We start from the raw sequence: 20,472 nt of genomic DNA, 5'->3' as shown, positions 1-20,472 counted from the left end.
AAAAAATGCACGACCTTAGATTAAGGGCATGCATCTTAAAATGTTAAACAATGGCAATTTAATCGCTCAGGGATACACTATTTCTAGTTAACCTTTGCACCAACCCTTGTCTAGCCGCGGCAACCACAGCCGCCATTGCCGTCACAACCTGTTTTAGGTGTTTCGCAGGCTTCGTGTTCTTCATGGTGATGCCCATGATCGTGCTCTGAACCGCCACAACAGCCGCCAGCTTCTTCTTTACCTGAACCACCACAGCATCCACCACCATGATCGTGATCATGGCCATGACTTCCACAACCGCCTTTTGCATGAATGTGACCGTGTGAGATTTCTTCTGCACTCGCTTCACGAACGTCAATAATTTCAACGCTGAAATTCAATGCTTGGCCAGCTAAAGGATGGTTACCATCGACGATAACCACATCGTCTTTAATTTCCATGACTTGAACAGGGCGTTGACCCATTTCAGTTTCGGCAATAAAGCGCATACCTGGAACGATATCTTCGATATCGCCAAAGGCTTCTAATGGTACTGCTTGGCGTAAGCCATCGTGGTAAGGGCCATAGGCTTCTTCGGCGCTAATAGTAACGTCGAGTTTTTCGCCTTTAGTTTTACCATCTAATGCGGCTTCTAAACCTGGGATCAGGTTTTCAGTGCCGTGCAGATATAGCATAGGTTCAGAGTCGAAAGAGTCTTCTAATAGTCTGCCTTCTTCATCTGATAAACGGTAATGAATAGTTACCGCGCTGTGTTGAGTGATCTTCATATCGCCTCCGGTTCAGAATGTGCGCGCATAATAACGTGCTTTCTTAGCGCTGGCGATAAGTTGAAGTCGCTTATGTTAGATACAGCACAGCTTTATTATCCTTGAATTAAATAGCGCTGCGTATACGACAATATAATGAATGTGATTTTTGACACTTAGCCTATAGATTTTAACGGAATCATGATGTAGAACAAATTATGTGGCCTTAATCAAGGTGATAAATATAAGTTGTTTAAAAGCATGGGTTTATCTTGATCTTTTCGCTCTTATTGACGTTGACGTTAAAAGTTTACTATTGAATAAATCGCATTTTTACCCCTAGAAAACCTCACAATATCTAATCTTGAATGGTTATTTCATCGAACGCAGTAAATTGTTAATAAATAATTAATTTAAGGGGTTGACAAGTGTAGGTAAAAAAAGCAATTCTGTTTATCAGAAATTAACATGGATTAGCCCAAACGTATGAATAGCCTCGGTTTCGTAGTAACTACCATTATTACAACCACCACTACAACGATAGTGGGGGCGGGCTGATACACCCTAAAGAATTTTAATAATGAGCCCGCTTCCCACAAAGAAGCGGGCTTTTTTGTTTCTAGGCGGGCGTGGTGCAGGAGAATAAGATGAAAGTAATGAAATTTGGTGGTACCTCGCTTGCAAATTGGCAGCGATTCTCTATGTCGGCGGATATCATCGCCCAATCATCCCAACTTGAGTCGGTGGCGACTGTTTTATCTGCCCCGGCAACCGTGACTAATGCGTTGTTAGAAATGGTGGATGTTGCGGTTAAAGGTGAAAACTATGCGCCAGTCTTGCAGCATGTCGAGCGAGTATTTACGACTTTGTACCAAGATGCGGTTAACTCAGTGTTATCGAGTGAGCAAAGCGAGCTGCTTTTCTCAGGGCTCAATGCCCAATTAGTCATCTGGCAAGACAGATTACGGGGTGTTGCATTACTGCAAGAATGTCCCGATGGCATCCGTGCTGAAATTGTGGTCGCTGGTGAGCGTTTATCTGCAGCCTTAATGGAACAAATCATGCTATCTAAAGGGATCGCTTCGGCTCAGCTTGATCCTCGCGCTTTATTTTTAGGTCGTGGCAGCCCCCTTGAATCTGTGGTTGATATTGGGCTGAGTAAACCCAGGTTTAAAGTATTACCGCTAGACCAAAAACGGGTATGGGTGATGCCAGGTTTTACTGCTGCAGACGCTCACGGTAAGGTCGTTACTTTAGGACGTAATGGCTCTGATTACTCTGCCGCTGTGCTCGCTGCGTGTTTAGATGCCTCTAGTTGTGAGATTTGGACCGACGTTGATGGGGTTTATAATATTGATCCACGCGTTGTGGCCGATGCTAAATTATTATCACAACTGAGTTATCAAGAAGCGATGGAGCTGTCTTATTTTGGTGCAAAGGTATTACACCCTAAAACAATCGCACCTATCGCCCAGTTTCATATTCCTTGTTACATCAAAAATAGTTTTAATCCTAAAGCGCCGGGCACGCTCGTATCCGATAAAGCCGATGAGAGTGGCCTGCAGGTTAAAGCGATTTCTAATCTTGATAATCAAACCATGTTTGATATTTCAGGCCCCGGCATGAAAGGCATGGTCGGTATGGCGAGCCGTACCTTAGCGGCAATTTCCCGCAGCGGCGTGTCGGTGTCTTTAATCACTCAAAGTTCTTCGGAATACAGTATCTGTTTTTGTGTTGCCACCACTGAGGCGGAAAAAGTGCAATGGGCCTTAGAGCAAGAGTTTGAATTAGAAATAAAAAGTGACTTACTTGAGCCAATTAAAATGCGACACGATCTGGCCATAATCTCGTTAATTGGCGATGGTATGCGTACCCACAAAGGCGTTGCGGCACGTTTTTTCCAAGCTTTAGCACAGGCAAACGTGAACATTATTGCCATTGCCCAAGGATCGTCTGAACGGTCGATTTCGACGGTCATCGAGCAGCGTAAAACTAAGCATGCAGTTGCGGCCTGTCATCAAGGTTTTTTCGATGTGCAGCAATATTTAGATGTGTTTTTAGTCGGTTGCGGCAACGTGGGCGCTGGCCTGCTTGAGCAGATAAAACAACAATCTTCCATGCTCAAAGAACAGCACATCAGCATTCGTGTTTGCGGTATCGTCAATTCAAACAAGATGTTACTTAATAGTGCGGGTATCGATTTAAATAACTGGTCTAGCTTGCTTGCCGATAGCCAGCAAGCCTGTGATATTCCAGCGTTACTCGCATGGGCGCAAGAACAACAATTACTCAACCCTGTGCTGGTAGATTGCACTTCAAGTGAGCAAGTATCGGATCTGTATTTAGAGGTGATGAATTCAGGTTTACATGTGGTCACGCCGAACAAAAAGTCTAACACTCGCGATTATGCTTATTATCAAGCGCTGCGCCAAACGGCATTAAAACAGCGTCGCCAGTTTTTATACGAAACCACGGTTGGCGCTGGATTACCTGTTATCGATAACCTGAAAAAACTATTATTTGCAGGTGATAAACTGCATAAGTTTAACGGTATTTTATCGGGCTCTTTATCCTTTATTTTCGGCATGCTCGATGAGGGTATGATGCTGTCAGAAGCAACTGGTCTTGCAAGGGATAAATGTTTTACAGAACCCGATCCTCGTGATGATTTGAGCGGTATGGATGTGGCGCGTAAAGTGTTAATTCTTGCCCGTGAAGTGGGATTAAAGTTAGAGCTCAGTGATGTGCAGGTTGAGTCTGTATTGCCAGCCGAGTTTGATGATTCAGGCGATGTTGAAAGCTTTATGGCGCGTTTGCCAGAGGTTGATGCTGCGATTGCCGCTAAAGTGGCGCAGGCCAAGGCGCAAGGTAAAGTATTGCGTTATGTGGGGCAAATTGAGGATGATGTGTGCCGTGTACGGATCGCAGCAGTCGATGCACAAGATCCGCTATATAGCGTTAAAGGCGGCGAAAATGCCTTGGCATTTTATAGTCGTTATTACCAACCAATCCCCTTTGTGCTGCGCGGCTACGGCGCTGGAACGGAGGTGACCGCCGCCGGTGCGTTTGCCGATGTGTTAAGAACCTTGAATTGGACTCGTGAGGTGAGCGTATGAGTTTGACTGTTTACGCACCAGCCTCTATGGGTAATGTGGGCGTAGGATTTGATTTGCTGGGCGCGGCATTGGCGCCTATCGATGGCAGTTTACTTGGTGACAGAGTGACGATTGCTGCAGCAAAATCGGGTGTGAGTTTGGCGCAAACTGGCGCTTGGGCCCATAAACTTCCTGAAAATCCGCAAGACAATATAGTGTTTCAGTGTGCCGAGTTTTTCTTAAAAGCTCTTAGTCGAGAGTTTTTAACGGCGCAGGGTAAAGCAGATGAAGGCGTGGCACTCACACTGGAAAAGAACCTGCCCGTCGGTAGTGGCTTGGGGTCGAGTGCAAGCTCTGTCGTAGCGGCGTTATATGCCTTGAATGAACATTTTAATCGGCCCTATAACGAGCAAGCATTGCTTGAGTTGATGGGTGAGTTTGAAGGTAAAATTAGCGGCAGTGTGCATTACGACAATGTGGCCCCTTGTTATTTGGGTGGCATGCAATTGATGCTTAATGTGCCAGGCACAATTTGTGAAGCGATACCGAGTTTTAAAGACTGGTATTGGGTAGTGGCCTATCCAGGGATTTCACTTTCAACGGCGATGATGCGTAAACTCATGCCTAATCAATACGATAAAAGTGTCACTATTGATTTTGGACGTTATTTAAGTGCTTTTGTACATGCGTCTTATCAGCAAAACGCTAAGCTGGCCATCAGCGTATTAAAGGATGTACTAGCCGAGCCTTATCGCGCTGCTGCCATTCCAGGTTACGACAATGCTAGAGCTGCCTTAGCCGATTTAGGTATGTTGACTACGGGTATTTCGGGCAGCGGCCCAACACTGTTTTCGATTACTGACGATTTAACCACAGCCAATGCCGCTAAAGCTTGGTTAGAACAGCATTATTTAACCGAAGCGGGTGGCTTTGCCCATGTGTGTCGCCTTGATGAGCAAGGCACGCGTAGAGTCGATTAATGCTTGTTTTAGCATTAAGACTAAATATCACGGTTAAATATCAAAAATCAGTGTTTAAGTATTAGCATCAAAAGGTTGAGTGAGTATGGAACTATATAATTTAAAACATCCTTCACAAAAAGTGAGCTTTAAAGAAGCGGTGCAATTAGGGTTAGGTAAAGACAGAGGTTTGTTTTTTCCAACCCAAATACCGGTCTTAGATGATATTGAAGGGTTACTGGCGCTGCCATTTGTTGAGCGCAGTAAAAAAGTGCTCGGCGCATGGCTCGCCTCAGAGTTAGGGCAAGATGCGGTCGATAAATTGGTTGAGCGCGCCTTTAACTTTGATTTACCTTTGATTGCTGTTGACGAGCAGCGCGCTTGCCTCGAATTGTTCCACGGCCCAACGTTGGCATTTAAAGATTTTGGTGCGCGTTTTATGGCGCAGTGCGTCAATACCTTTGTGGGTGACACACGCTTAACCATTCTAACTGCAACATCGGGTGACACTGGCGCAGCGGTTGCGGATGCCTTTTATGGGCTTGATAAGGTTAATGTCGTCGTGCTTTATCCTAAGGGTAAGATCAGCGAGCTACAGGAAAAGATGTTCACGACTTTGGGCAAAAATATTCACACAGTCGCTGTTTCGTCCGATTTTGATGCCTGCCAAGATTTAGTGAAACGGGCCTTCGATGATGCCGATGTTCGTGATGGTTTAAGCTTGAACTCCGCTAACTCTATCAACATTAGTCGATTGCTTGCACAAATTTGTTATTACTTTGAAGCAGTTGCTCAGTCTAAGCTGCGCCACGATGCCGAACCGGTGATTGCAGTGCCCAGTGGTAATTTTGGTAATCTCACCGCGGGTTTATTTGCTAAAGCGATGGGATTACCAGTTAAACGTTTTATCGCCGCGACCAATGCTAACGATACCGTGCCGCGCTATTTAGCTAATGGTCAATGGCAGCCAAATCAAACCCAAGCGACGATGTCTAATGCGATGGATGTCAGTGAGCCAAGTAACTGGCCACGAGTTGAAGCGATTTGTGAAAAACTAGGCTGGCCATTGAGTGACTTAGTCGGTATTCGCTTGTCGGAGGAGCAAACTTCGCAGGCGTTAGCTGAGTTATACGCGCAAGGTTATGTATCTGAGCCCCATGCCGCAATTGCAGCTAAAGCCTTGTCGTTAACTCTATTGCCTGACGAAGTGGGCATATTTTTAGGGACGGCACATCCCGCAAAGTTTAAAGATGTGGTCGATCGTGAGCTTAGCCTGAATTTACCTTTGCCTGCAGAATTGGCCGCCGTTGCGAATAAACCGATATTATCGGCAGAGTTACCGGCTGATTTTGCAGCATTAAAAAACCATTTATTTAAAATATTAGGTTAAATATCAATCCATAATAGATATGGGGATTATATTTTAAGGGAGCCTCGCTCCCTTTTTTATTGCCCTAGGGCAGTGAAAGCTAAACAAACGGGTTTATTTTATATTCTCAATTTTTATCTATTTGATCTGTATTGGTAAAATAGATGACACATTTGCTAAAACTTATCTTACTTAAGGTTACTGAACTTTGGGCTCAATTCTGCTAGTTTGATTATAAAATAGGTCGAGTTTAGGTGTAAACACTCTTGGCCTATCACCTATAAATGGTCCGTCATAAAATAGTCCGTCATAAAAAATAAGCACATTAAAAATAACAATAAGATAGAGGTCATACATGAAACTTCGCCATTCCGTTACCAGCTGCATGCTTGCCCTAGGCACGTTAACCGCAGTACCTGCCATCGCGGCTGATACCGTTAGCAATCAAGGATATTACCGTGCGCCAGCTCTGCACGATCAAACCTTAGTCTTTACTGCAGAAGGCGATTTATGGACTCAGACCCTAGGCCAAAAGGCCGCGACTCGCTTAACCAGTTTACCCGCAGAAGAGCTCGGTGCCAGTATTTCTGCCGATGGTAAGTGGGTGGCTTATGTAGCCAATTATGAAGGCGCGAGCGAAGTGTATGTGATCCCTGTTACGGGCGGCGTAGCTAAACGGGTGAGTTTTGAGAATAGCCGTGTGCGGGTTCAAGGCTTTACGGCCAAAGGCGACATTTTATATTCTACCGACAGTGGCTTTGGCCCTGCCAATAATTGGATGCTGCGCAGTGTTGATCCTAAAACCCTGACGACCACTGATTTACCTTTAGCCGATGCGGTCGAAGGTGTGATTGATGACAACAACGATTACGTGTATTTCACCCGTTTTGGCCTGCAAGTGACGGGCGATAATGCCAAAGTGTACCGTGGTGGCGCAAAAGGCGAATTATGGCGTTTTAAACTCGGCAGTAAAACCGAAGCACAGCTACTTAGCGGTCAACACGACGGCTCTGTACGTCAACCCATGCTATGGCAGGACAGACTCTATTTTATCAGCGACAGCGATGGTAACGATAACCTGTGGTCGATGGCACTCGATGGCTCAGACGCAAAGCAGTTGACCCAGTTTAAAGATTGGCAAGTCCGCGGCGCGCGAATGGATAAAGGTAAAATGGTATTTCAGCAGGGTGCAGATATCCATGTATTTGACATTGCTTCAGCTAAAGACTCGTTACTTAATATCGAGCTCCTCTCTGATTTTGCCCAGCGCCGTGAACATTGGGTGAAAGACCCTATGGATTACGCGTCCTCTACCGATTTAGCCCTTACTGGCGATAAAGTAGTGATTACTGCTCGCAGCCATATCGCCATTGCGGGTGTTGATGGCTCGCGCTTAGTACAAGTTGCGCTGCCAGGGACTTATCGTGTTAGAGAAGCTATTTTGAGCCAAGATGGCAAATCTGTTTATGCCATTAGCGACATGACGGGTCAGCAAGAAATTTGGCAATTTCCCGCCGATGGCAGCAGTGGTGCTAAACAGTTGACGAAAGATGGCCATACTTTAAGAATGAGCCTTAACTTGTCGCAAGACGGTCGGTTTATCGCCCACGACGATAATGATGGCAACGTTTGGCTACTGGATTTAAAGAAAAACACTAACCAAAAAATCATCACTAACGGTGAGGGACTTGGGCCTTATGCCGATATCCGCTGGTCTGGTGATAGCCGTTTTATTGCATTAACTAAGTCAGAAATCGGTAAGCAAAGACCGCAAATTGTTCTTTATTCAGTGGATGAGAATAAGGCCGAGACACTGACTAGCGATAAGTATGAGTCCTATTCGCCCACCTTTAGTCGTGACGGGCAGTGGCTCTATTTCCTGTCAAACCGCCAATTTAGTGCAACACCAAGCTCCCCTTGGGGTGATAGAAACATGGGGCCCGTGTTTGATAAACGCAGCCAAATATTTGCTATTGCCTTAGTCAAAAATGCCAAGTTTCCCTTTAGCAAACCTAATGAACTCAGCGCTAAGCAAGCTGAAAAAACGGATATTAAGGATAAAGCTAATCCACTAACTATCGATTGGGCGGGTATTTCACAGCGCTTATGGCAAGTGCCTATTGATTCAGGTAATTACAGTGAGCTTCGTGCTGTGGATGACCGTCTTTATGTGCTTGATCAAGCGATGGGTGATGATACTGAGCCGAGTTTAATGACCATTAAGTTTGATCCTTTAAGCCCTAAGGCCGAAGTGTTTGCTGAAGATGTGGGTCATTATGCGGTATCTGCTGACGGTAAAAAGCTGATGCTGCGTAAACATAGTGATGACAAGGCACTGCTGATTGTCGATGGCGGCGATAAGTTGGATGATACGGATAATGATAAAGTGCAAACGCAGCAGTGGCAATTAGCGATTTCTCCCCCGCTTGAGTGGCAACAAATGTTTGAAGATGCTTGGTTAATGCATAAGGAATCCTTCTTTGATAAAAAGATGCGCGGCCTTGATTGGCAAGCGACCAAAACTAAGTATCAACCTTTACTCGACCGCCTGACCGACCGCAATGAGCTGAATGATATCTTTATGCAAATGATGGGCGAGTTAGATTCTTTGCACTCGCAGGTGCGTGGAGGGGATTTACCACAAGATCCCGATGCCGCTAAAACGGCGAGTTTAGGCGCGCGTCTACAGCAAACTGCGGATGGCGTTAACATTGCGCATATTTACAGTAACGATCCTGAATTACCCGCCAATGCTTCACCGTTAAATCGTATCGAAGTTAATGCCAAAGAAGGTGATATGTTGTTAGCCATTAATGGCACGCCAGTAGCGAATGTGGCTGATGTTACGCGGCTTTTACGTAATCAACAGGACAAGCAAGTATTGCTACTGCTAAAACGCGGTAATCAAACACATAAAACTATCGTCATGCCAGTCAGTGCTACGGTGGATAGCCAGTTACGTTACCAAGATTGGGTGAGCCATAATGCCGCAGTGGTTGAGGCTGCGAGTAAGGGCAAGATGGGTTATTTGCACTTATATGCCATGGGCGGCGGTGATATTGAAAGTTTCGCCCGTGAGTTTTATACCAATTATGATAAAGATGGCTTAATTATCGACGTGCGCCGTAACCGTGGTGGCAATATCGACAGTTGGATTATCGAGAAATTATTACGCCGCGCATGGTCTTTCTGGCAACCCACCCACGGCACCGCTTATACCAATATGCAGCAAACCTTCCGCGGCCATTTAGTAGTATTAACCGATGAGCTGACCTACTCCGACGGCGAGACCTTTTCCGCGGGGATTAAAGCGCTCGGTATTGCGCCGTTAATTGGTAAACAAACAGCTGGAGCGGGTGTGTGGTTATCTGGGCGTAATACTTTGACCGATAACGGAATGGCGCGGGTGGCCGAGTATCCGCAGTATGGAATGGATGGCCGCTGGGTGCTTGAAGGGCATGGCGTAACGCCAGATATTGAAGTTGATAACTTACCGTTTGCTACCTTTAGTGGCAAAGATGCTCAGCTTGAAACTGCGATAAGCTATTTAAAAGATGAATTGGTCAAGCAGCCTATTCCTGCTTTAAAAGCGCAACCGCTGCCCGCAAAAGGGATGGCGCAGGATATTAAAGCGCAGTAATCGATATTTATATTTAGAATTAAACCGAGATTTAACTGAAATTTAAGATATCGCAGTTAATATAGCCGCGTACAAAGTTAGGGTGTTGTCTCTTCGTTCCCGAGACAACACCCATTTTTATGTCCATTCATTATCTTACTCATCCCCGTTGTTATACTGCCACGCTTACAAGCAGCTCATATGCTCATCTCTTATGTGCCTTTATTTGAATCAGGCTTAAAAATTACCCTGCTGTAGCGATATTTTTGTAGCATTAGATGGCGTAGCGAATCTTGCGAAAGGTTGGTGTCAGGCAATAAAAAAGCCTGCTTATGAATACCTCAAGCAGGCCGTAAAGATAATGTTTAACGCTAAAACTTAATTTGAATATCCGTCGTTAACGTATTAGCAATAAAGCAGTTAGCATGGGCTTTTTCGTGGATTTTTTCTAACGTTTCATGGTTAACGTCAATCCCATCCGCAAAAACGACCTTAGGGTTAAGTACCATTTTAATAATGGCGAGTTTTCCGGCTTCGTTTTTTCCAAGCTCGGCTGTTGCATTATCAACATAGGACGTCACATTTAAGCGTTTAAGGTGAGCAATAGTCAGAAAGGTCAGCATATGACATGAGGATAGCGCAGCTAGTAAACTTTCTTCTGGATTAACATTATGCTCATTACCTTTGTAATCTGGCGCTGAAGAGGCCTGAATTGTCTGGCCGCTGCCAAAAGTAATGCTGTGGTCTCGGCAAAACTCACCTTCTTCTGCAGGCGAAGTTTGCCAATTGACCATTAACTTAAAGCCCATGATTTTCTCCTATCTGAAAGACATCAGGGCACTATAGCCTAGCGGTGATCACATAGCTATGATCTGCCAAGTCTAAGATGGACAGAGTTGCGTTATATCCCAGATGCGAATAATAAACTCCCCGTTAGCACACTGCTTGTGACTATACCTATGGGCAAATGGCGTGGACTAAAGCTTAAGGTCAGAATAACTAGCATTGCCGCGAGGGAAATGATCCCCATAAACAAAATGCTGCCATAGGCCCAGCCTTGATCACTTGCACAAGCACTGAGGCTAAACGCCAGTAATAACCAGGCAAACGAGGTGAGTAAATGGCTTTGCCATTGTGCGGGTGGGCGGTTAAACACATCTTTAAAATGACCAAACTTAGCTAAGGCGAATAGGGCGAGGGAAAGATAACTTAAGCCTAAGATCCCAAGTACAGGGATAAATTCTGGCATCATGATTTGACTTCCTCTAATGAAGGTTGCGAGGTCAGTTCGTTGGCTAGGGATGTTTTTGACTCGCTGCGGCGGGCTTTATTCGTCTTTGCATTCAATGCGGGTCTTGCTGAGCCATTAACGGAGGATGTTGCTATCAAGGTTAATCTTTTACTAGCAAATAACATAGCGCAGCCAAGTATAACTACGAGCAGGTCAAACCCGACTAAAGGCCATTGGTGAGATTGAATATTGTCGATGAGATGGTTTGGTGAGGTAAAAGCATTGAGTACGGGCAGTGCACAATACAAGCTCCCTGTGAGTATTAATGCGATTTGCCACTGACGACGTGAACGCCCCCAAAAAGCCCACACTCCCATTGCCGCTAACGCGATAAAAAAACTGTGAATTTCCCATTCAGAGCGGCCAGAAAAGTGTGTGGATAATAGCCGATTAGCATAAAAGAAGGCTACGGTACCTAAAGGTAATCCCAAGATAAACATAAAGTTTAATCCTTCAACTAAACGTAATCCCAAGCTCGGCTTGTCACCGTTATCCAGTGATTTTTGCTGTTTTTGCCGTAAGCGAATGGCCCACATTAAGGTACCCGTTGCAATCATAGCGCAGCCTAATAAGCCGCAGAAAAAGAATAAAATCCTTAATAGCGGTTCAGCAAAACGTGCGGTGTGCAATGACATCATTGTATCGTAGGTCGCTGACGCTCCCGAGGCATCGTGCGGGCTTACATACTTGAGCTCACCATTAACACCGTTAAATATTAAAACATTGGCGTTGTCGGTTACGTCTTTACCGGTATTTTGGTAAAAGGTCACTTGGCTATGTTGATCTTTAGGGTATGACACTGTGACTTGCTTAATTGGCGCGTCGCCCCATGCGGCTTTTACTTGCGGTAGTAATTGGCTCAGTTGCACTTGTGGCGCACTAATCCCTGCCGCTTTCTCAGTTTGTCTTGCGGGGTTCAGCTCTTTTAAAAAGGCTTGGTTGTCACCTGAATAGGCAGTATTAACTGTCCATGGAATATACATCAGCATCAGGGTAATAAGACCCGTATAAGTGATCATAAGATGGTAGGGCAGAGCGATAACTGAGCTCACATTATGGGTATCTAACCAAGAACGTGCACCTTTATCGCGCCTAAAACTGAATAAATCTTTAAAGATCCGCTTATGGATCACTATGCCACTAATAAGTGCTATCAGCATAAACATAGTGCAAACGCCGACGATATAACGTGCAGTGATAGCCGACATATAGTGTAAGTCAAAGTGCAGACGATAAAAGAAATTGCCGCCGCGACTCTCACGCACCTCTGAGATCATGCCGCTGCCATCGGCTAAAGCCACATGTTCTTCAGTTTTACCACGGCGTTGGCCTTTTTCTGGCGGGAGCTGCCAGCTAGCACTGTGAAAGGGTTTTCGTTCAGTTGGAAAATCGATCATCCAACGCTGTGCGGCCGTAGGCGCATGTGCTTCTATATACCGTTGGTCTTTATCCAATTGGTTTTCTAGACTGTTAGCTTGATAGTCCTGATAAACACCTTGATGTAATTCAGGCTCATTCCATAAGCTTATTTCATGACGAAAATAGCTCAAGCTACCCGCAAAAAAGATGAGTAATAACACCCAACATACCAGCAAACCAGCCCAAGTATGTAGCCACGATAAGGTTCTGAAAAATGTGTCTTTCATCTTATTGTCCACATATTTTAAGCAAGCCCAAAAAGAATAAACTGACGAGACTTAAATCTCGCCATGCATGCCAAGTCTTACGCACACAAAAGGCATAAATAATGGCAACCGCATAAAAGAGAAATGACAACATATTGGCTGTTAACGTACTTTCTAATCTCGGCATAGGTAACACGACAGTTAATAGGCAAGCCAAGGTCGCTGCCGCAATATAACCCGTCAATAAGGCAGCACTAACACGGGCAAATACGTTAAAGGCAAACAGTGATTGCTCTTGCTTAAACCATTGCGCCATTTGCATAATCCCCCGTGAAATCAGTGAGAAAGAGCGCATTTGCACTGCAGATGGTTGCGTTGAGGTTTCAAACGCAGGTGTGTTAGACATAATTACTACTTCTCATTTCGAGCCAATATTGAGCTGCTACTGCAACCCGTTGTTGTTCATTCTGTTTGAGCTTTTTGCTTAAGGGTATAAAACTCAGCTTAAGATCGAATGTATTGCTTTAAACAGGAGATAACAAACCGCAAGAAGTATAACGCAGTTAATTCAAATGATAAACGATATCATTTAGATTCTGATGTGATATTGGGCTGATTCGCTCAAAAACGAATAAAATAAGGCAAGTCTTGGAAGGAAATATTAAAGCGAAATGTATAATTTTGCTCAACAGCTTTGGCTACAAAGCGGGTAAGGTAAATATTAAGCGCACTTATTTTATGTCATATAAATTTTGTACTGATGCGCTTAAATATAATTAAACGCTTAAAAATTAAACGTTTAATTGTGTTGTTATCTCTGCGGTAATTGCCAGTTTTTTTGATGCTAATCACATTTAGGAGATGCTAATGTCGGTGTTGGGCTAAATATTTATGAATAACCCTTGTGTTTTATCCTGCATGCCCCAAGCTCTAATAGTGAAGCAAAATAAAAGTGATAACACTAAAAGGGACAACCTATGAAAATAAATATTTCTGGTCACCACGTTGATGTTACTGATTCTGTTAGAGAAGATGTTAACGATAAATTTGCCAAAATCGCCACTCATTTTCCCTCTTTGGTCGCACTTGATATTATTATCTCGAAGGAACATGGCGAGTATCAGGTTGAAATTCGTACCAATTATGAAGGTGCCCGTGTTGCAGCTTCGGGTAGCGATGAAGTGATGTATCCTGCAATTGCTGCAGCAGCGAAAAAACTTGATGCAGCACTTAAGCACCGTAAAGGGCTGCTAAAAGCCGATTTACACGAAAAGCCGAGTTGTACTACACCTGCTATTGCCCACGAAATCATTCAAGAAATGGATCTACGTTAAACTTTAGCTGTCACTCATTACCTAAATGAGCACAAAAAGGGCCTAACAGGCCCTTTTTGTTTTTGGATGACTGAGGTTTTCAGTAATGAATAAATTCAAACATTATTTTTTCCGTCAGTTAATGCGCACATTATGTAAATCATTGCGCTATAGCCCTCGCTATCGCATCAATAAAAATGCCGTCCACCTTAAGTGAACGGCATTGATCAAAACCTACGTTTAAATAGGTACCACCTTAGGTGATATTACTCGTCGATTTCAGCATTGTGATAAACGTTTTGTACATCATCACAATCTTCTAATGCAGCCACAAATTTTTCAAACATGGCCACATCTTCACCCTCAACTTTTACCATGTCTTGCGGTACGAAGGTGATGTTGTCGAATTCAAAGTTTATGTCTGGCATAGCATCAGTGAGTGCCGTTTTAACTTTAAAGTACTCAGTGTGCGGTGCATATACTGTGATTAAGCCATCTTCAAGCTCAACATCGCTTACATCAACATCGGCCATCATAAGTAACTCTAAAATGGCATCTTCATCGTCGCCAGCAAATACAAATACAGCTTGATGGTCAAACATGTGACCGACTGTACCTGGACTACCAAGTTTGGCATCGTTTTTAACAAAAGCTTGGCGCACTTCGGTGAAAGTACGTTTGACGTTATCCGTTAAGCAGTCAACGATAACCATGCAGTTACCAGGACCAAAACCTTCGTAACGGGCAGTATCGTAATCCTCACCGCCGCTACCTTTGGCTTTTTCAATTGCGCGCTCAATAACGTGCGCTGGGACTTGATCTTTCTTTGCGCGCTCAATCAAACGGCGTAGTGATAAGTTTCCATCGGGTTCAACGCCGCCTTGTTTAGCAACGACGTATATCTCTTTACCGTAGCGTGAGTAAATGCGGGTTTTTTGACCTGCTGTTTTCGCCATGGATTCTTTCTTGTTTTGATATGCTCTGCCCATCTTGATCTCGTTAGCTCAAAAAATTGCGCCGATATTAGCAGTTTTCTCGGCATATGTGCAGCCGTTCCTCCGGGATTTGTTACGCAGAAAGCGACGTGGCACGCATTTCAGCATGAGGTTAGCATTATTTAAAAATCATATTTGGGTAACGATTGATGCGGCATAGCGGTAAATGTTTAATGTCATATGTCTGTGATACTGTTGATGCAAGTTTGAATCGATTTTATGGGAGCATATAAATTATCTATTCTATTCAGCTAAATAACCTAAAAAAAATTAATGATGTTTTATTCTAAATAACATGGCAGAGCCTGTTATGACTCAGTTGTAGTGCATTATGTTAAAAATTTAGCTTTTTAATGTTCCCATAGGGGGGCCGTTATGGCGGTCATATTGAACCTGTATTACTGCATACCTAATACGTGATACGGGTGAGTTATGCATGATTTTTCTGGCCTCATTTTTTAATGGAAAACATTGAGGCTGTTTTAGAGCGGGATTTAAAGTGAAATAAATGATGAATAATCTAAGCCTAAAATATTGGCTTTACATCCATACAACTCTTTAAATCCATTTTACATCCATCATTCATTGCAACCCACAGTTATCATCTGTGAAATGTATTGGTATCTTTTTGTTAAAGTGTTTAAATAACCAAAATATGCAGCACGATGCCATGTTGTATGAAAAATGTGCGTTAAAAGACGGGGTAATATTCTTGTTTTTTGATTGTGTCTTTGGGGATATATTGACCACAGGGACAGCAACGCTCTTGCTAGGTAAATATAACGCAGCTGATGCTGCTAATGTGAGTTAAAAGTAATGCAAGCAAATCAAGCTACTGTGACTATTTTATATTATGACGCGCCAGTAGGGCTCATTATGCATAATGCTGTACTCGATGGATTATTATTCAGTGAGTCAGGGCGCGTGATGATACCTGCAAGTTTCCGTAAGGGAAAATCAATTATCGCTGTACTTGAAGGTGAATGTAAGATATTGAACTCATTAGGCGAACGAGTTTTTGCTCAGCCTAATATAGGATAATCTTTCAGACGAGTAGGGTAGTCTGAAAGCCGTTATATCTGAAAATAGTTGAATAGAGTGTTATGTATTTTGCAACATTCTGTCGCTAATATTATCTGCTGATAGGTTATTTCTTTTTGCAAAAAAATTGAATTATGCGCTTAGACCCTTAGCGCATAAAATATCGGCGTGCTGCTGACCGCATTACGGCTAGGCACAATGCGATCATGTAAATTACCGTCAAGTAAATTACAGCCAATCTGCGCTAATACGTTTCTTAACTTTTGACTAATCCGTTTGTCGGCTATACAAATTCTCAAATCATCCGAACCAGCGCCGCTTTAATTCTGAGAATTAAATCTCAAACTAGGTGAGCGCAAATCTCAAACCGCGCGACGCGCTACACCCAAAAATCAAAGAAATTATAGGACGTCATAAGACGTTGATGCACTGTAAGTTATTGATTTTGCTTTGTTGAGGTAATAAAAAAGACGTCCGGAGACGTCTTAGTTACTTCATTTGGTGGAGGCGGCGGGACTTGAACCCGCGTCCAGAACACCTACATCCAAGGCGCTACATGCTTAGTCTTTCTTTTAGTTAACCCGAATAAACTCCGAAAGACAGGATTTCATTGGGTGAGTCCGGTACTATTTCGCGGTTCACCCCCGGACAGAGTTCCCTCGCTATCAAATGTAATATGACCATCTGTATACACTGCCCATTTGAGAGACCTGTGTCAGATGGCTAGCTAGCCTAAGCTGCTAGAGAGTAGTTAGAGTCGTTTGCAACTATAACGGTGCGGCTTTTTACGAGGCCAACCGCCCCTCGGCATGCTCCCAGGGTTTCGTGAATCCTGTCGAATCCAGAATCGCCCCCAAGACGTTGATTGTAACCCGTAGCCTAATGATCACCTAGCATCATTTACTTCAAGTTCAATCGTTTGTTCATTATCCGTGCGTTTTCTCTTTTTTCATCACGCGGGCTTTTTCTACTTCCCATTCACGCGCTTTAGTATCTTCGCGCTTATCGTGATCTTTTTTACCTTTACCAAGGCCAATTTCCACTTTCACCCATGCACCTTTACGCCAGTACATTGAGATAGGAATGATGGAGTAGCCTTGACGTTCAACTAAGCCTGCTAGTTTATCGAGCTCTTTACGGTTGAGTAGTAGTTTCTTCAGACGTAAAGGGTCGCAGATTACATGTGTCGATGCTGTATTCAATGGAATAATGGTACAGCCATGCATGAAGGCTTCACCATTTTTCAAAAATACGTAGCAGTCGGACAGGTTTACCTTACCCATACGAATAGATTTAACTTCCCATCCCATAAGAGATAGTCCAGCTTCCATTTTTTCTTCGAAACGGTATTCGAAGGTTGCGCGCTTATTACGTGCGATAGCCGCAGGCGCTGCTTTGCTTGATTTTTTCTTTACCATAGTGTCGCCATTATACGCACGGTGAATCAATTTGATATTGATATAAGGGTTTATTTAGTCAATTTCAAGCCCCTGTGGTGTTATTGCTGCTTTTTTAAACGCGATATCGTTATTGAGTTAACCGCGCGGCGCCGTGCAAGGGGTGCGTTTTTTGTGTATCGTGATAAAATCTGAAAAAATTTCGATTGTTTCCTTAAAATATTCTTTATGCATATGATTTTTTTAGTGCATTTTGAGTTTGTTGAGGTTGCGTGAATACGTTCGTAAAGAGTACTAGGTCCTATGCCGCAAATTTCTCGAAGTGTGTTAGTCCGTTTTAGTGCGATGCAAATGTATAACTTAGTTAACGATGTTGAATCATATAAAGACTTTTTACCCGGGTGCGTAGGGGGGAAGGTTCTTGAGTTTGATGGTCAGACTATGCTGGCATCTGTGGATGTGAGCAAAGCAGGGATCCGTAAGACATTTACAACCCGTAATCAGGTCATTCCCGGTAAGCGTATCGATTTAACGTTAGAAAATGGACCCTTTAAGCATTTATTGGGGCAGTGGCGTTTTACCGAGCTGACTGAAGATGCCTGTAAAGTAGAGTTTGAGTTGAGTTTTGAGTTTTCAAATTCGTTAGCAGATATGGCTTTTGGCAGAGTGTTTAATGATCTTATGATGTCAATGGTAACGGCTTTTACGAGTCGAGCTAAGGTGATTTATAATGACAAATGAAACAGATAAGTTTGTGGTCGATGTTGTTTATGCATTGCCCACACAGCAAAAAGTGATTCCTGTGCATGTCACTCCCGGTACCTCAGCAATAGAGGTGGTGCGTTTAAGTAATATTGTGAGCTTTTTCCCTGAGATTGATTTGGATACCGTCAAGCTAGGTGTGTTTAGTAATGTGGTTAAACATGATCAAGTGATTTTACCGGGGCAAAGAGTTGAGATTTATCGTCCTCTGATTGCCGATCCTAAAGATGTACGTCGTCGTCGGGCAGATAAAGCGAAGGATGAAGGCCGGGCAAATAAAGTGACGGGTGGACGAGCATAAATATTGGCGTTATGGCGTAGAAAGCAACGCAGTGTATTAATGTGGTTAACGTTAGTGCTTTGATTTATTGCGCTAGCTAATAGTAAAGACCCCTGCCATGGCAGAGTTCTTTACTATAAAAAATGGTAGCTGCAAGACACCCAACTTAGCTTAATAGCATGTACTGTTAGGTGCTTTTATACGACATGTTCAATTTAGCTGTTGGCAAAACCTTGGATACTACTTTATTGGTTTTTTAACTTGTGCTTCAGCTTCATTTTCTTTCACTAATGGTTTTTCATCAGGGCGCTGTACAGGGATAAGCGGTACTAACTCGGTTTTGTTACCAGTGGGTAAGCTACTTTGCTCTAGTGGCGTATTAAATTCTTTGCTCAGCTCATAATCGCCTTTCACTGCAGTAAGTTTGTCACCCGTAAAGTACAAAATAAGCTCTTTGTGTACAATACTCGCATCACGGCCGCTTTTATAGTGATACACGTAATACCAAGTATCGTTAGCAAAACTATCCCGTAATACAGGGCGCCCAAGGATGTATTCGGCCTGTTCCTTGGTCATATCAATGCGCAACTTTTCAACTTGTTGCGGTTCCATGTAGTTACCTTGTGGAATGTCAGGCTTATAAATCAACCAATCAAACACGCTACAGGCACTGAGCGAAACAGAGAGCGCTACAGCGCTCAGCAGGGTAAGACTTTGCTTTTTATTGATCATTGTATGCGCTACTTCTGAAAATCTGGCGGCCATAATACCCAAGCATTCCCCCTCATGACAAGGGCAATTGGGCTTTGCTGCCATCATAGATAGAATTGTGTGAGTTTTCGACCCGTTATGTCGGCTTTAGTTCTCTTTTTGTGGGATATTTATTCTCTGTCGTCTTTGAGGCAGATGACTAAGAATGACTCTTAACCCATGATTATGATTGTTTTTACCTGTAGTTAAGCCATAAATTTTATTTATGGCTTTTTTGTCAAAGCTAAATAATTGACTGTATTGTCAAAAAAGTGGCTTACGCAGGCTGATAAGCGTAGTAATGCGCTTTAAATCAGATTAAAGTTAACGTTATGTTTTTAAGTTGTAATTTATTGCCTTTTTTGAACTAGTTGTTGCATGTGGGCGAGTTTAGGTACCGGATGAGGAATAGTAACTTTGGGTTCTTTAGTTTGCGTTGGCACAGGTTTACAGCTGGCAGGACAGATAAGTGTGATGAGCCGCAGTTATATTGAACACGCGGATATTGTGTTATCACTTCTACCTGATGGTTTTTCACAGCGATGGATCCAGCAAATTAACCCAAATGTCATTAATTTGCAGCAGTATTATGCGCAAGATGGTGAAGTTAAAAATCGCAGAGAAACCTACGAGCAAATGGTCTGTGTAATACTTGACGCTGTGAGAGCGGGTAAAAAAACTGTCTGTGCGCTATATGGGCATCCTGGGGTATTTGCTTGCGTTTCTCACTTAGCAATAGCACGGGCAAGGGCGGAAGGATTTTCTGCAAAGATGGAGCCAGGAATATCAGCCGAGGCGTGTTTGTGGGCCGACTTAGGGATTGATCCCGGTAATTCAGGACACCAAAGCTTTGAGGCCAGCCAATTTATGTTCTTTAATCATACTCCAGACCCAACAACCCATTTATTGCTATGGCAGATAGCCATAGCGGGTGAACATACTCTGACCGAGTTTCATACCACAAGCGCGCGATTGCAGATTTTAGTTGAGCAACTTAATCAATGGTATCCGAGGGATCATGAAGTCATTATCTATGAGGCTGCAAATTTACCCATACAATTACCCCGTATTGAGCGGTTACCTTTAGCCGATTTACCCTATGCCAATTTAACCCCCATCAGTACTTTGCTTATTCCACCAGCAAAAAAGCTGAAATACAATTATGCTATTTTGGCTAAGTTAGGGATCGACCCCGAAAGTTTGGGCTAAATTGTAGTGTGATATAGAGTC

General features: G+C 43.5%; 17 protein-coding genes and 1 other RNA gene. 9 read left to right on the top strand and 9 right to left on the bottom strand.

Features of this window, described 5'->3' with window-relative positions:
- Positions 1-110: 110 nt before the first annotated feature.
- Positions 111-767, bottom strand: coding sequence for a peptidylprolyl isomerase (slyD, locus tag L2717_RS02490; protein ID WP_220775150.1), 657 nt, complete (start codon positions 765-767; stop codon positions 111-113).
- A gap of 626 nt (positions 768-1,393) precedes the next feature.
- Here slyD and thrA point away from each other — a divergent pair.
- From thrA to L2717_RS02470, 4 genes are all read left to right on the top strand, one after another.
- Complete coding sequence (gene thrA, locus L2717_RS02485) at positions 1,394-3,862, top strand: bifunctional aspartate kinase/homoserine dehydrogenase I (RefSeq protein WP_220773719.1); 2,469 nt, start codon at positions 1,394-1,396, stop codon at positions 3,860-3,862.
- Positions 3,859-4,821 (top strand): homoserine kinase, encoded by a 963-nt coding sequence (gene thrB, locus L2717_RS02480; protein ID WP_220773718.1) that lies wholly within the window; start codon positions 3,859-3,861, stop codon positions 4,819-4,821. Before thrA ends, thrB begins: the two co-directional genes overlap by 4 nt.
- 85 nt (positions 4,822-4,906) lie before the next feature.
- A complete protein-coding gene (gene thrC / locus L2717_RS02475) occupies positions 4,907-6,190 on the top strand; it encodes a threonine synthase (RefSeq protein ID WP_220773717.1) in 1,284 nt (427 codons plus the stop codon).
- 334 nt (positions 6,191-6,524) lie between these two features.
- Complete coding sequence (locus L2717_RS02470; protein WP_220773716.1) at positions 6,525-9,809, top strand: S41 family peptidase; 3,285 nt, start codon at positions 6,525-6,527, stop codon at positions 9,807-9,809.
- 350 nt (positions 9,810-10,159) lie between these two features.
- On the opposite strand, the gene L2717_RS02465 is transcribed toward L2717_RS02470, so the two are convergent.
- The 4 genes from L2717_RS02465 to L2717_RS02450 all read right to left on the bottom strand — a co-directional run bounded on the left by L2717_RS02465 (position 10,160) and on the right by L2717_RS02450 (position 13,110).
- A complete protein-coding gene (locus tag L2717_RS02465; RefSeq protein ID WP_220773715.1) occupies positions 10,160-10,597 on the bottom strand; it encodes an OsmC family protein in 438 nt (145 codons plus the stop codon).
- A 92-nt stretch (positions 10,598-10,689) separates the two neighbouring features.
- Positions 10,690-11,040 carry a DUF3325 domain-containing protein gene (locus L2717_RS02460; protein WP_220773714.1) on the bottom strand — a complete coding sequence of 117 codons (351 nt, stop codon included), beginning with the start codon at positions 11,038-11,040 and terminating at the stop codon, positions 10,690-10,692.
- The gene (locus tag L2717_RS02455) at positions 11,037-12,725 is read right to left on the bottom strand and encodes a PepSY-associated TM helix domain-containing protein (RefSeq protein ID WP_220773713.1); all 1,689 of its coding nucleotides are present in this window, start codon (positions 12,723-12,725) and stop codon (positions 11,037-11,039) included. The genes L2717_RS02460 and L2717_RS02455 overlap by 4 nt, the downstream gene beginning before the upstream one ends.
- Position 12,726: 1 nt before the next feature.
- On the bottom strand, positions 12,727-13,110 hold the full coding sequence (locus L2717_RS02450) for a DUF3649 domain-containing protein (protein WP_220773712.1): 384 nt from the start codon (positions 13,108-13,110) through the stop codon (positions 12,727-12,729).
- A 571-nt stretch (positions 13,111-13,681) separates the two neighbouring features.
- On the opposite strand from L2717_RS02450, the gene hpf reads away from it, so the two are divergent.
- Positions 13,682-14,038, top strand: a complete 357-nt coding sequence (gene hpf / locus L2717_RS02445) for a ribosome hibernation-promoting factor, HPF/YfiA family (RefSeq protein WP_220773711.1) — start codon at positions 13,682-13,684, stop codon at positions 14,036-14,038.
- Between the two features lie 245 nt (positions 14,039-14,283).
- Here the strand turns inward: hpf and L2717_RS02440 are convergent, their stop codons facing one another.
- A complete protein-coding gene (locus L2717_RS02440; RefSeq protein WP_220773710.1) occupies positions 14,284-15,006 on the bottom strand; it encodes a YebC/PmpR family DNA-binding transcriptional regulator in 723 nt (240 codons plus the stop codon).
- Positions 15,007-15,828: 822 nt separating this feature from the next.
- Between L2717_RS02440 and L2717_RS02435 the strand changes: the two genes are divergently transcribed.
- The gene (locus L2717_RS02435) at positions 15,829-16,053 is read left to right on the top strand and encodes a TIGR02922 family protein (protein ID WP_220773709.1); all 225 of its coding nucleotides are present in this window, start codon (positions 15,829-15,831) and stop codon (positions 16,051-16,053) included.
- Positions 16,054-16,552: 499 nt separating this feature from the next.
- Here L2717_RS02435 and ssrA read toward each other — a convergent pair.
- Positions 16,553-16,908, bottom strand: a transfer-messenger RNA (tmRNA) gene (gene ssrA, locus L2717_RS02430).
- A 71-nt stretch (positions 16,909-16,979) separates the two neighbouring features.
- Positions 16,980-17,471, bottom strand: a complete 492-nt coding sequence (smpB, locus tag L2717_RS02425; protein ID WP_220773708.1) for an SsrA-binding protein SmpB — start codon at positions 17,469-17,471, stop codon at positions 16,980-16,982.
- A gap of 282 nt (positions 17,472-17,753) precedes the next feature.
- On the opposite strand from smpB, the gene L2717_RS02420 reads away from it, so the two are divergent.
- Together L2717_RS02420 and L2717_RS02415 are read left to right on the top strand one after the other, a co-directional pair.
- Entirely contained in the window at positions 17,754-18,191 is a 438-nt protein-coding gene (locus L2717_RS02420) for an SRPBCC family protein (protein ID WP_220773707.1), read from the top strand.
- Positions 18,181-18,513 carry an RnfH family protein gene (locus tag L2717_RS02415; protein ID WP_220773706.1) on the top strand — a complete coding sequence of 111 codons (333 nt, stop codon included), beginning with the start codon at positions 18,181-18,183 and terminating at the stop codon, positions 18,511-18,513. The genes L2717_RS02420 and L2717_RS02415 overlap by 11 nt, the downstream gene beginning before the upstream one ends.
- 219 nt (positions 18,514-18,732) lie before the next feature.
- Here L2717_RS02415 and L2717_RS02410 read toward each other — a convergent pair whose 3' ends face one another.
- Entirely contained in the window at positions 18,733-19,224 is a 492-nt protein-coding gene (locus tag L2717_RS02410; RefSeq protein WP_246611764.1) for an outer membrane protein assembly factor BamE, read from the bottom strand.
- A gap of 435 nt (positions 19,225-19,659) precedes the next feature.
- On the opposite strand from L2717_RS02410, the gene L2717_RS02405 reads away from it, so the two are divergent.
- On the top strand, positions 19,660-20,451 hold the full coding sequence (locus tag L2717_RS02405; protein ID WP_220773704.1) for an SAM-dependent methyltransferase: 792 nt from the start codon (positions 19,660-19,662) through the stop codon (positions 20,449-20,451).
- Positions 20,452-20,472: the final 21 nt, after the last annotated feature.

The organism is Shewanella glacialipiscicola, assembly GCF_023283485.1.
Classification (GTDB): domain Bacteria; phylum Pseudomonadota; class Gammaproteobacteria; order Enterobacterales; family Shewanellaceae; genus Shewanella; species Shewanella glacialipiscicola.
The sequence above is the reverse complement of the archived record's forward strand: the minus strand, read 5'-3'. Positions and strand labels throughout refer to the sequence as shown.